Here is an 11,434-nt window from a genome sequence, read left to right on the forward strand (position 1 = left end):
ATCCTGTATTAGTTGACGCACTCAGCGTTTGGCGTCTTGCAAGAGTCTGATGTCGTTGACGTGTCCATCAGCCGCTTTTGCCAGTCTTGTAATTGATCCGCTACACTCTTTGAGTAGCTGTCCGCTGGTAGCGGCGTACTTAACTCGATAGTCGGCGTCGACGGCGGCATTGGCGGCGAGGCGGTCGATAGTCTGTGACAGCCGCTCATTAGCAGTAGTAGCATCAGCAATTGCAGTAGCATTAACTGCTTCACGCTTTTTATGATCGTTAATGGCTTGAATAGTTTGGTCATAGCTTGCTTGCTCCAGTTTGCGCTGCGAGGCCACATGATTGGCGCGGATGGTTGTGATCTCTAGCGCGTGCTCGGTTTTGAGCAGTTCGATATCGCTACGACTCTCACCGTAAGCTCCGATTAAAGCTATGATCGCAATAACCAAACACACGATTAAGATTTCGCGCAAATTGCTTAGCGTAAATACGATAGACGCTTTTATATTACTGACTAAAATTGGCCAAAACATTACCAGCCCTCACGTATTGCTTTGGCAAATGCGGCAGCCATTTTGGTATCGTACTTATTGCGCTGGTAGTCTCTGCCGTTGTAGCCTTTAGCAAACCCAGCCCAATCCTTGCGGCGCAGGTCGTCGTCTAGGTGATTGACTTGGATATAACGACAGACCGCGTCGAGTTGCGCGCCCTCGGACTTATACATCTGCTCAACAAAGTCACGGACAGACTCATAGCCAAGACTCTCATAGTTAAAACCCATGACCTGACCAAAGCCCCAGCTGCACGCCTCATGCGCGGCATCCCAATTGAGCGTCGCAGCAATCTCTAGCTTTTCGTATTGTGGACGGGCATTGTAGTCGCCAGGATTAGGATTACAAATATCAGGGTATTTGAGATACATCTCATTGCGCTTGGTAATCCAATTGCGATCAGTCAAGGCTTGCCAAAACTTATGACGCTCAAACAATATCTTTGGACGTCCGTCGCTATAAAATCCGCCTTTTGGCGACTCTACATCGTTGATAGCTTTGATTTGGGCAGCAGGCACATCGATACGCTTAGCAGCAGCGTTAATGTCATCGCGCGTGACTTTGGGCGGATTTGGGTTAGGGATGAGTAAAATGCTAGGCGTGGCAAGTCCAATACGCATGAGCAGCTCTTTTAGCTCGTCAGTGCGAAACTTCAATAGCATCACGTGCGCGGCATCAACATTGTCTTGCGTCAACGATTTATCGTCTTGCTGATCGCGCAACCAGTCAAAAAACGCGGTGCGCTCAGCGACAATATTGGTATCAACGGTGCTATCAGATGGGTTGTCAGACATAACAGACTCATATCATTAAGTGATTAGAGCCATTATGCGTAGCGCGTGTCGATGTGGTTAGATGATGACGTTCAGTACACAAAAAACCCGCTAGCAGTACGGGACTGGTAACGGGTTTGAGGTGGGTTTAAAGACAGGGCAAACCTAGTTTAATGCTAGTTTAAATTGACCAGCTCCTTTAAGTCTTTGCCTGCGGTAAAGTTAACGCGGCGGCTCTCAGGTACATTGACAGGCTCACCAGTAGCGGGATTTTTGCCAACGTATGCGGCACGTGCGCGGGTCTTAAATGTGCCAAAACCGACGAGCTTAATCGTACCGCCATCCTGCAACGTTGCACCGACAGCGTATTCAAACGCATCGAGTGCGCGGGCGGCTTGTGCCTTCGTAAGGTCTGCGTTATCTGCCATCACGGCTACTAAATCTTGCTTATTCATAATATTTTCCTTTGATTTAAATTGAATTAAGTCGTAGGCTGGGCTTTTAGCCCAGCAAACGTTTGAACTACTTAATAGACTTAATGTCGGCCTGAATTTCGACCCATTTGTCGCCGCCGTTATAAGCAATGCGATTACCACTTTTACCCATCAAACGATATTTAAGTCCTGAGATCAGCGGTAATTGACGACAACCCTGATATATCATGCTGCGCGAGGTATCAATCTTGATACTATCGATGCCGTTTGGATTTTTAGCAAAGGTTACGGTTTGAATGCTCATACCCACCTCACACATTACTAAAATCAAGTGAAATCTGATGATAAGCGCCATCGTCATCACGCTCATAAAAGCGGATGTACTCTTTGGTATCGGTGACTTGTATCGCATCACTGATAGCGTCCATCGCACGATCCCACTTACTATCGTTAATATCGAGACTACGTAGCGCAAGCACGCGACCCGTCGAGATATTACCTTCTTTGTCGACCTGAAACGCCTGATTAATCAACGCCTTAATATTGTCATTGCTGTCTTGCGTCCAGTCGGTCAGACACTCATCAATCAATGTCTTGGCGACTTGGAGACGCTCATCAAAGACGATGTTTTCAGACACGGCCAGCTGCACTTTGTACTTACCATCGTATGACAGTAGAGTCGTATTGCCTTTTTTACCGCCCATTTGCACGTCATACTCCTGAGCAGACAGGGCGACAAAATCATTAAAGCTATCAAATAACTTGCGCTTGGCGACTTGCATCGTAGCGCGGACATCGATAGCGATAGCGATCATGTCCTTGACGACTTCATCGCGCAGCTTATCGACAGGCTTTACTTTATCGATAGGGATCAAGTGGCCTTTTGCGTTCTCCATGTAGGTAATACGCTGCGACGGGCATTCCGTAAAGACGGGGGCACCGATTGAAACTGGTGCTTCGGTCATGACCATAACGTCGTCGCTGTCAGCAGTGAGAGTGCGTAGCGCTTCAGCAGTGGTAACGCCTGATTTAGCAAAGGCCTCTTCAGCGCTTTTATATTGAGTTGACATAATTACTTTCCTTTTGGGTTACTGGGTTTTTTAACTTAAGACCTTTTTGTAATTTGACGAGCAACGTCTACAGCGACTTCATTAATTGGCGCGGTCAAAAGCTCGCGCTGCTCTGCTGTGGATTGCTCTTCTATAAGTTCTTTTGCAGAAACAGCCAGCTCATAATCAATATCATCTGCTAATCTAGCTATGGTACGATTCCGTAAGTCATAGCTGATATCTTCGATCATTTGCTTAATACCCGTTTCGTCTTTCATATAACGTTTATTTGACATCTTTACTTTCCTTTTGGGTTAAAAAAATCTAACGGATTTAAAATAAATGTATAGCTGTGAAAGTTTGCAAACCGTACAACGACGTCTTGTCGCTTAATCAGTCCTGGTACATAACTGATTTTTATTTCTACATTTACGGCAGTATCAGGTACTAACTTAAGCGCTGCTGCCATTGCTTGGTCACGGCTTCCTAAGTATTTGAATCCAAACTCACTTTGCATACTTACTTTCCTTTTCCCAAATTATTGATTAAGCGCTTGAGTACATCATCTAACGCTTTAAAAACACCGATACCTAGCATCAAACCAAACCCTAGACCCATGCCGATTACAGCGGCAGCCAGCAACATGGCTAGACTCTCCATCAGTATTTATCCTTAATACGCTCATAAGTTTCGTCCGCGCTCTCACCAGGCATCTGATCCTGCATGACGATATCGTAGGTCTCTTGTTGATTTTTACCAGCGAAAACAGGCTTGCGCAGACCGTTTAGCATGATCGTCGCATTACTCGTAACACTGCCAGACCATGCTTTTGCCGCCTCGTCACCCTCAGTACTGTGCTTGCGGTGGTCATAACCTTGTACGATGCGGTACAGATAGTTGTGGTTAGTCATAGGCACTTTGAGCGTGCCCGTATCGCGTGCTGCGAGTACTTGATTGATTGCCCAGCTCCACGCCGCGATGGGCGCCTCAGTCGTTTGACGATCAAACGTCAATTTACCCGCATTAATAAAGGGCGTAAGCTCGCTAAGTAGCGTCGTCGCACGGGCAAACGCCAGCTCACGATTGACAGGGCGAAACAGACCCAAGTACTTAAGCATCATTGGTGCAAGTGGGGACGGCACATTGAACGCAGCGGCGAACGCACGGCCCGCCGCATTAGTGCTGACCAATAGATCGAGCGACGCGGTAGCACCGCAGTTATGACAACGTGTTTTCATACCGCTCTCCTTATGCCAACTTCATGAGAATAGCAATGATAATGACAGCAGCCACAATCCAATTGGTCATCAGTAACTTAAATGTCAAGCTCCTTACTTCCTTTTTTAAGCCCCGTAACTCGTTATGCGTAAAGCGCTCAAAATCAGGCATACGATCAATCATGTCCTTGCGGCGCTGGTCTGCTAGATATTCGGCGACCGTAGGACGCTTGGTCGCTTTGCCTTGGTGGTATTCGTCAGTCCATAGCATACGCTTACCCGGAGTAGACTCAGGTTGCGGCGCATTGGGCATATCGAGATCTATATCGCTCAGCTCCTCTGCTAGCAGCGTCTCTTCTGGACTCAGTACTGGGCAGTTGGCCCTAGCGCGTAGCTTCTTCATGCCTTGTGCATATTCGTCCGCGCTTGGCATACCAAGAGTCGTAGCGGGCCCAGCAGCATAGTCATCAGCGAAATGGACACAGCGACCATTCAAAAATATGTCGCCTTTGACATGTGCGCTAGTGCATTGGTTTTCAGTTGTAGTACTCATAATAATCACCAGTCAATAAGGGGTTAAATTCAAGTTAAACATCGGTTAAATCAATCAAATAATCGCATTTGAGCGTCAGATCTAGTCTCTTCAGCGAGGACGGTATACGCCCAGCGCTCCGTAAAGCCGTACAATGGCGCGTAGTGGTGGATCGCTGTCTTTTGATACGCACCGCCTGCTACCATCTTGGCTACATCACGGCGAAACTCGCTATAGCGCAGCTGATTAAAGGCGGCATGACAGCGCGGAATATAGACTCGCTCACCGCCATAACAATTAATCAAGATATCAGTGGCATGTTTACCGACTGCATTGGTAAGTAGCGTACGCGCAGGACAGCGTTTATCTCCCATAGGTACGGCAAAGTCGAGTCCACCAACGGCTTGCACCAGTTTGATCGTCGCTTTGTAGCCGATTAGATTAGAGATATCGACGACGACATCGGGCAGTAGCTCAGGCTTTAACTCTTCTACTAAAGCATCGATATCTAGCGACTTATGACTCATTGACAGCTCCAATTTCTTTGATTGATTTGCGTTCATTTTGCGTTTTGTTTGGGTTTGGCAGCTTCCTTAGCCGCTTTCAGCGTTTCACTCTGTTGATGAGCACTCAGCGCCTGCGTGACTTTGTAGAGCTGCTGATCGTTCAAAAACTGCAAGCGCTTGATCTTAAACATCTGCTCACCGACGCCGTGCGCATAGTTCCAATGCAGACCCATATCAGCGAGTATCGCTTCGATCTTGTTAATCAAGGGTTGACGGCGCTTAGTAACGTTGGGCTTACTGCCGTGCTTAGGTGTGGCCTTAGGCTTAAAGCCGCTGTTCTGCATATCTTTAGCCGCGTCTTGTAGCTGAGCGATGGTCATATCTTTACAGCTACGCTTGCCAGTGACGCGCCATAGCACATCACGGTAGGTCGCATCGTCCAAGTTCAGCTCTTTTTTGGCGATATGGATTTTTGCCATAAGTGCTTTTTTAGTGCTCATTGGGTGTCTCCTCATATAACATCCAGTCTTCTGCCAATAGGTCATCACTCATATCAAAATCACTAGCATAGGCGTAGTAGTAATCGTCGCCTCGGTAATGCACGATAAGCACTGGTACGTTCTTCTGTTCGATTTGATAAGCACTGCTATTCTCTCCCAAGTACAAGTAACTACCTTCATCCCAAGCGGCGCGTGTGACTTTTTTGCTTTTCTTCACCAGTTCTAGCGCCTTGCCGAAATGAAATTGTTTTTTATGCTGTAACATCCACGCCTCATACGTTCTAGCGATAAAGCTTTGGCTAGCGACTTCGTAGTCCATCATTAACAAGGTGTTGCACTTGCAAAGATAACTACCCAAAAAACAATCCCGCTCTACCTGTAAAGGATGCACAGGCTCAAACTCAACTTCGCGCTTGCATTGAGGACATACTGACTCGCATAGTGGTGTTTTATGACTCACAATCGTTCTCCTCAATCAACTCCACGCTATCGCAGACTTTGTTTAAGTGGCGTAGGGCTTGACCGATACTTGCAAAGTCAGGTCTACGCATACCAAGCTCAATCTTTTCTCTCTTTTTACTTTGTGGACTCATTTTGATGTAGCGCACAAACGGCATAAAAAACTTACTCTCAGGATGGGCGTCTGGTTCAACAAGCCATTGCCCTTTAAGCCATCCATCTACTGATATATCTGTTCTAACTTTTCGCTTGTATATCCCGTCTCTTAAGGTAATAACGTACCCATCACACTTAAGCTTAAGACGACCCAATACAAACTTCTTGTTGCTCAATTCTTTAATCTGCTCTTTACTTAACTTCGACATCTCAAACTCCCTTTTAATCAATCAATCGATCAGCGAACTGGTCGATCATGTCTTTATTCACAGGCGCTTTGTTCAATACTGATAAGCGATTGATACCGCGCAACAGCTTGTTCAAGCGGCGCGCATTCCCTTGTGAGACTTTATTCAATACTTCGTTAAATTCAGACGTACCCAGTGCCGACTCACAAAACATAGCAATGTCGTCTTTAGGCAAGCGCATCTTGAGATCATGCACCATGCCGATACGGCTATAGATCTGCTTATATTGACCGCGCGCACCGCGTAGGTTTGCACGTAGTCTTGGCATACCAGCTAAGACAATACCGATACCCGCTTTATCATGGATGCGGCGCAGTATCTCTAGCGAGTTCAGCGTTAGCAGTTCGGCTTCATCGACTATTAATAGACGATCAGAGCCTTTTAGCTTTTCAATCACAGCGGTCATCATGGCGTTGTTATTACGTCCAACCGTGAGGCCTAGCGCATTGCTGATTTCTGCGAGGAGCACTTTGCTGCTGAACGTCGGATCAACTTCTAGCATGATGACGTTGCTATGACGCGCCGCGTATTCCTTGAGCGCCATCGTCTTACCCAGTCCTGCGTCACCGATGATGAGCTGCATATCGCACATCGCATGAGCAAACATACAGCTCTGCATAGTGCGACTAGCCATCGGTGTCTCGATAAAGTCGCTAGATACATCAGCACTCTTGCTTTGTTGACGCTGGGCGAGTTCAGCGACAGCTTTATCCACGCCTTCGACATCGCCTTTGTATGTGCCTTGTAGATACTGATTGACGACCGCAGCACTCTTGCCGAGCTGTGCGCCCACTTGCTTTTGGCTCATGCCAGTACTAGCGATGTGTGCTTTTAATAACTCAATACTCATACTTACTTTCCTTGTTTGGTGATAGTCGGGTTAGCTTCGGCGGTGCGGCGTAGTTGTCGCTCTATAGCAGCAGCTCTATACTCAGAACGTGTCAGCTGTTTGTCACCTGCGGCGCTGCTCTGCCAAAACGTTATTTTTCCAGTTTTGCTGGTTTTCCAATACAATTTATTCATCATCAATATCCTTATTTAGCTTGTTTTTTTTTAGCGTCATCGAGATCAATCTCAAACATCGCGTACTCTTTTTTGGCGCTGGGCGTGACTGGCATCGGCATGACCAGCTGATCCAACGTCTGCGCTTTATCGTGCTCTAGCGTTGGACGGGTCTCAGCGATAGCTTGCTCTTTTTTCTCATCAAGCTTCTTGATGCGAGTCTCAGCACGTTGGCGCTTGGTGCGCTGTACGAGAGTTTCGCTGAATGCAAGGCGTTTATTACCGTCCAGTATCGCGTCACAGATATAGCTGCCGTCTGAGTGACGAACAATGACCGTTGACGCATCGTGCTGATCGATAAAGATATCGACCTCTTGACCGTCATAAGCTTCAAGCGCTTTATGCCAATACTCGTTGTTATAGACCGTGACCCAAGCGCGTTGCACTTTGCGGCGCACCGCAGGACGGAACATATCGCGAGCTTCAACTTCAGTCAGCGGGATAATGTCTTCAGCATCCATTTTATTGAATATGTGTTGGCGCATCATCGCAGGCGTTACGTTGCCTAGCGCAGTATGCTCATGCTCGTTGTTATACCAAGCGATGACCGCTTCAGTGACCTCTAACAGCTCAGTCCAACTGGGCAGTTTGCCTTTAGCCCAAGCTTGCTTTGGCGTTAGGTTTTTACGGCCTGCTGCTTGCGCATTGGCTAGACTGGTGGTAGCGGTGCTGATTTTACGTAGCGTATCGCTATCGACATTCGGGCCGTGATAGGTTTCAAACTGACGCGCGATAGGCTGTGCGATAGTTTTCATCACCCGCTCAATGATGCCGCGTCCCTGTGGATTGCCTGGTATGCCTGTTTCGTGATGCACGCCGAGACGTGGAAATATACCGATCACATCCGTATCAAAAGTCTTATTCTTCTGACCAGAGCCATTATCTGAGTAGTAAATCGCAGGGATGCCGTGATTAGTCATCGCATGACGTAGCGCGTCGCCAACCGCGAGCATGTTTTCTGAATACGCCATCGACCAGCCCACGATATAACGACTAGCAGTGTCCATTATCAAAGTCAGCTCAGGCGTGAACGGCTTGCCATGATCGGGATGCGCGACTTTCATCTTTAAGCTGTGACCATCCCCCGTCCACACGTCGTTATTAACCAGCGTTGACCAGTCGCGCTTCACATAAGTCTTAAGCGCTTTCATACTGGCACCAGTCAAGCGACCACATTCGCGTATATATTTCGGCATCTTTTCCATCGCACGGCGTACCGCGTCATAATGGGGTACAGCTTCCGCGCCATGCTTGGCAGCGTAGGACTTCTCAAACGTCCGATATGCCTCAGCCATGCATAAGCCATTCGTGTTGCGATACACCGCCATATAGTCAGGCAGCCACTCCATTTGCGTGGGCTTAATAACCGGTTGGCCTTGCTTCTGCGGTGCGAGCGCCGCTAGTCGTTCGGTGGGCGTTTCGCAGTTATCGGCAGCCAGACACCATTTGTGCAAGGTGCGAGCGCCTATACCTATCTTGCCGCGACTCTTCGCCAGTGCTGTAGCACAGATAGCGTTATAGTCTGTAGACTCATCAACGGGCAAAGCCTCATCGCGACTCATAGAGCTAACGAGATTAATCGCCTTGGTACGACTGCCAGTACTCGCTTCATATTTAGACACTAGCAATGTCATAAGTAATCGAGCGTCAGCGGTAGCGCGTTGCACCGTATCTAGTGTGTCGATGTTGCGATTAGCAATGATAGCGATATCACGTTGCGCTTTTGGCGATTGCTTAGGCATCAAAGCCTTGTAAGCCTTAGCTTTTATCTCAGCCTGTGCGTCAGCGGGTAAACCTTCAAACGAATATTCTTTACCACCGCCGCGTCCTAACCGTTTACGGTCAATCCACAATTCTTTTTTTGCCCGATTAATGACACCAGCTTTTGTATTTGGTAAACTACTCAAGTCGAGGTCAGCTATTTGTTGGGCTGTATACCAATCTAATACTTGCATTACAGACTTCCTTACAAACCGTAGCGACTAGGCCAAATATCTTTAGGCTCAACATCAAGAGCTTTAGCTATAATCTTTTCAGCCTTAGGATACGGACGATATAGAGCATTGCGCAGACCATTACGGGAATAATTGTTTGCTTCAGCCAATGCTGATAAATTAGTACCTTTTTCTTTGAGAGCAGCGCTTATAAAGGCTTTATGCCAATCTTTAGGCGCTTCTTTTTTAACTTCTTTTGTGTGCATTCGCTTACCTCTTTTGGTGACTGTATGCGACCAGTATAACCGTAAAGAGTTTAACTGTAAACAGTATAATTTCGCTTTACAGTTAAATAATATAGGAAATTTAACTCAATAGGAGTAAGTAGTTGATAAACATAGAAGTTATTTAACAGTAAAGTGTAAATTGAAAAGTTTATTTCTTTACTGTTTAAAGGAAGTTAACTGTAAAGGGATTTACTATTGAGGATAGAGTCATGAATAGAAAAGAAATTGGCGAACGCTTAAGGATTGCTAGAGAGGAGTGTATGTACTCTAGACAGAAGGCTGCGAATTATGCTGATGTTGGTACTACCACCTTACAACAATGGGAAACTGGTAGCAGGGAAGCGTCTATTGAAACTATAGGAAAGCTTGCAAGGGAATACGGTGTAAGCCCTCAATACATTATTTTTGGCGATTCAGATAGCGGAGTATCGTCCACACCTCGTACTGACTATGCTATTGATAAACCTGATGATGACTACGTCTATGTCCCTGCTTATGACGTAGAAGTCAGTGCAGGTGCAGGTGCGGTATGTTTGGGAGAGTCTGAGGCAAGCAAGTACTTAGCATTCCGTAAGCACTGGCTGACAGCGCGAGGATTGAATGTCAAATCATTAGCCGCGATGTTTACCAAAGGCGACTCAATGACACCAACCATTCCAGAGAGTGCAGTGGTAGTTATTAACCGTGACCAGACCAAGCCCCTAGACGGTAAGGTCTACGTCATTCGCATAGAGGACAGACACTACGTCAAGCGCATCCAGTGGTTGATAGGCGGTGGTCTAAGACTCATCAGCGATAACAAGTTCTACGATCCATTAGACATCACTAAAGCAGATATGGAAGCCACCAACATAGAGATATGCGGTCAAGTCATTCACGCAAGCTATGATCTGCCTGACTAGCACTTCTGGTACCCTCATTGATGACGGTACCAAAGCGTAGTGCTATACTGATCGGACACTACAGGAGGCTAGTATGCTGACAGATAAAGACATCCGCGATATCAAGGAGCTAGCCGAAAGGTCTGGCATGGACTACTTCGTTAATGTTCGCAGCCCTCATCGTAAGCTATACGATCGAGATTGGCAGGTATTAACGACAGAAAGTGGTCAATACAACAAGAACTACAACGCCGTTTTATACCAGCTCATACCCTTTAATGATCGTATGCTATACGCCTGCGTCGCTAGATGGTATAGCTACCCAAACCTTTCGAGCTTCGAGCGTACCCTAGTATGTTCAGAGATGCCGCTACAAGGGCTTAACTTGCATGACATCTATGACGGCTTGCATCCTAAGTTTAAGCTAAAGAAACTACGCGCTATGGACGGTGCATACCACACAGGTTATAGGCCACCACTTATCATTATTGACGACCTAATCACCCAATAGCACCCACAAAAAAGGGCAACCATTACGGCTGCCCTTAATCATTTATTATCTACCTATTAAACATCGTTTAAACGCCTATCACGTCTATATCATATATGCACAATTAAACGCATTTAACCTATCACTATATCTCAATCCTCACCAATTTTTATTCGTGCATATTAATCTGACCCAATTTTCTCTAACCCTTGTCATTATTGGTTTAACCAGTGATAATAGGTGTTCTTCTTCTATACTTAACCTATGCAATACTAATCACTGCCCCACAATAAAGCGATTAGCAGTCAAACCGTTTATATGTATCAATTACGCTATAAGCCGCACAGTAATCTATTATCACTGTAC

Annotated in this window: 20 protein-coding genes; 2 read left to right on the plus strand and 18 right to left on the minus strand. The window is 46.5% G+C overall.

Going from position 1 to position 11,434, the window contains the following annotated elements; genetic code table 11:
- Positions 1-21: 21 nt before the first annotated feature.
- The 18 genes from ACTXGO_RS00915 to ACTXGO_RS01000 all read right to left on the minus strand — a co-directional run bounded on the left by ACTXGO_RS00915 (position 22) and on the right by ACTXGO_RS01000 (position 9,676).
- Complete coding sequence (locus ACTXGO_RS00915) at positions 22-522, minus strand: hypothetical protein (protein ID WP_443573159.1); 501 nt, start codon at positions 520-522, stop codon at positions 22-24.
- Positions 522-1,334: an N-acetylmuramidase family protein gene (locus tag ACTXGO_RS00920; protein ID WP_443573160.1), complete on the minus strand. Its 813-nt coding sequence runs from the start codon at positions 1,332-1,334 to the stop codon at positions 522-524. The genes ACTXGO_RS00915 and ACTXGO_RS00920 overlap by 1 nt, the downstream gene beginning before the upstream one ends.
- Before the next feature lie 155 nt (positions 1,335-1,489).
- Positions 1,490-1,768: an HU family DNA-binding protein gene (locus ACTXGO_RS00925; protein ID WP_443573161.1), complete on the minus strand. Its 279-nt coding sequence runs from the start codon at positions 1,766-1,768 to the stop codon at positions 1,490-1,492.
- Between the two features lie 67 nt (positions 1,769-1,835).
- Complete coding sequence (locus ACTXGO_RS00930; RefSeq protein WP_443573162.1) at positions 1,836-2,051, minus strand: hypothetical protein; 216 nt, start codon at positions 2,049-2,051, stop codon at positions 1,836-1,838.
- A gap of 7 nt (positions 2,052-2,058) precedes the next feature.
- The gene (locus ACTXGO_RS00935; RefSeq protein ID WP_443573163.1) at positions 2,059-2,817 is read right to left on the minus strand and encodes a DUF3164 family protein; all 759 of its coding nucleotides are present in this window, start codon (positions 2,815-2,817) and stop codon (positions 2,059-2,061) included.
- Between the two features lie 35 nt (positions 2,818-2,852).
- A complete protein-coding gene (locus tag ACTXGO_RS00940) occupies positions 2,853-3,092 on the minus strand; it encodes a hypothetical protein (protein WP_443573164.1) in 240 nt (79 codons plus the stop codon).
- Between the two features lie 2 nt (positions 3,093-3,094).
- Positions 3,095-3,313, minus strand: coding sequence for a hypothetical protein (locus ACTXGO_RS00945; RefSeq protein ID WP_443573165.1), 219 nt, complete (start codon positions 3,311-3,313; stop codon positions 3,095-3,097).
- A gap of 2 nt (positions 3,314-3,315) precedes the next feature.
- Positions 3,316-3,456 (minus strand): hypothetical protein, encoded by a 141-nt coding sequence (locus tag ACTXGO_RS00950; protein WP_443573166.1) that lies wholly within the window; start codon positions 3,454-3,456, stop codon positions 3,316-3,318.
- Entirely contained in the window at positions 3,456-4,034 is a 579-nt protein-coding gene (locus ACTXGO_RS00955; RefSeq protein ID WP_443573167.1) for a hypothetical protein, read from the minus strand. The genes ACTXGO_RS00950 and ACTXGO_RS00955 overlap by 1 nt, the downstream gene beginning before the upstream one ends.
- Positions 4,035-4,044: 10 nt before the next feature.
- Positions 4,045-4,566, minus strand: a complete 522-nt coding sequence (locus tag ACTXGO_RS00960; RefSeq protein ID WP_443573168.1) for a hypothetical protein — start codon at positions 4,564-4,566, stop codon at positions 4,045-4,047.
- A 50-nt stretch (positions 4,567-4,616) separates the two neighbouring features.
- Positions 4,617-5,072 carry a Mor transcription activator family protein gene (locus ACTXGO_RS00965; RefSeq protein WP_443573169.1) on the minus strand — a complete coding sequence of 152 codons (456 nt, stop codon included), beginning with the start codon at positions 5,070-5,072 and terminating at the stop codon, positions 4,617-4,619.
- A gap of 32 nt (positions 5,073-5,104) precedes the next feature.
- On the minus strand, positions 5,105-5,551 hold the full coding sequence (locus ACTXGO_RS00970; RefSeq protein ID WP_443573170.1) for a gp16 family protein: 447 nt from the start codon (positions 5,549-5,551) through the stop codon (positions 5,105-5,107).
- Entirely contained in the window at positions 5,541-6,011 is a 471-nt protein-coding gene (locus tag ACTXGO_RS00975; RefSeq protein ID WP_443573171.1) for a Thoeris anti-defense Tad2 family protein, read from the minus strand. Before ACTXGO_RS00975 ends, ACTXGO_RS00970 begins: the two co-directional genes overlap by 11 nt.
- The gene (locus ACTXGO_RS00980; protein ID WP_443573172.1) at positions 6,001-6,375 is read right to left on the minus strand and encodes a hypothetical protein; all 375 of its coding nucleotides are present in this window, start codon (positions 6,373-6,375) and stop codon (positions 6,001-6,003) included. Before ACTXGO_RS00980 ends, ACTXGO_RS00975 begins: the two co-directional genes overlap by 11 nt.
- 13 nt (positions 6,376-6,388) lie before the next feature.
- On the minus strand, positions 6,389-7,264 hold the full coding sequence (locus ACTXGO_RS00985; RefSeq protein WP_443573173.1) for an AAA family ATPase: 876 nt from the start codon (positions 7,262-7,264) through the stop codon (positions 6,389-6,391).
- Positions 7,265-7,266: 2 nt separating this feature from the next.
- The gene (locus ACTXGO_RS00990) at positions 7,267-7,440 is read right to left on the minus strand and encodes a hypothetical protein (protein ID WP_443573174.1); all 174 of its coding nucleotides are present in this window, start codon (positions 7,438-7,440) and stop codon (positions 7,267-7,269) included.
- A gap of 8 nt (positions 7,441-7,448) precedes the next feature.
- Positions 7,449-9,431, minus strand: a complete 1,983-nt coding sequence (locus ACTXGO_RS00995) for a Mu transposase C-terminal domain-containing protein (RefSeq protein WP_443573175.1) — start codon at positions 9,429-9,431, stop codon at positions 7,449-7,451.
- Between the two features lie 11 nt (positions 9,432-9,442).
- Positions 9,443-9,676: a helix-turn-helix domain-containing protein gene (locus ACTXGO_RS01000; protein ID WP_443573176.1), complete on the minus strand. Its 234-nt coding sequence runs from the start codon at positions 9,674-9,676 to the stop codon at positions 9,443-9,445.
- A gap of 230 nt (positions 9,677-9,906) precedes the next feature.
- Here ACTXGO_RS01000 and ACTXGO_RS01005 point away from each other — a divergent pair, with 230 nt between their 5' ends.
- A complete protein-coding gene (locus tag ACTXGO_RS01005) occupies positions 9,907-10,599 on the plus strand; it encodes an XRE family transcriptional regulator (RefSeq protein WP_443573177.1) in 693 nt (230 codons plus the stop codon).
- Positions 10,600-10,672: 73 nt separating this feature from the next.
- Entirely contained in the window at positions 10,673-11,089 is a 417-nt protein-coding gene (locus tag ACTXGO_RS01010) for a hypothetical protein (protein ID WP_443573178.1), read from the plus strand.
- The last annotated feature ends 345 nt before the right edge of the window (positions 11,090-11,434 follow it).

It is taken from the genome of Psychrobacter sp. T6-1, from assembly GCF_052258445.1.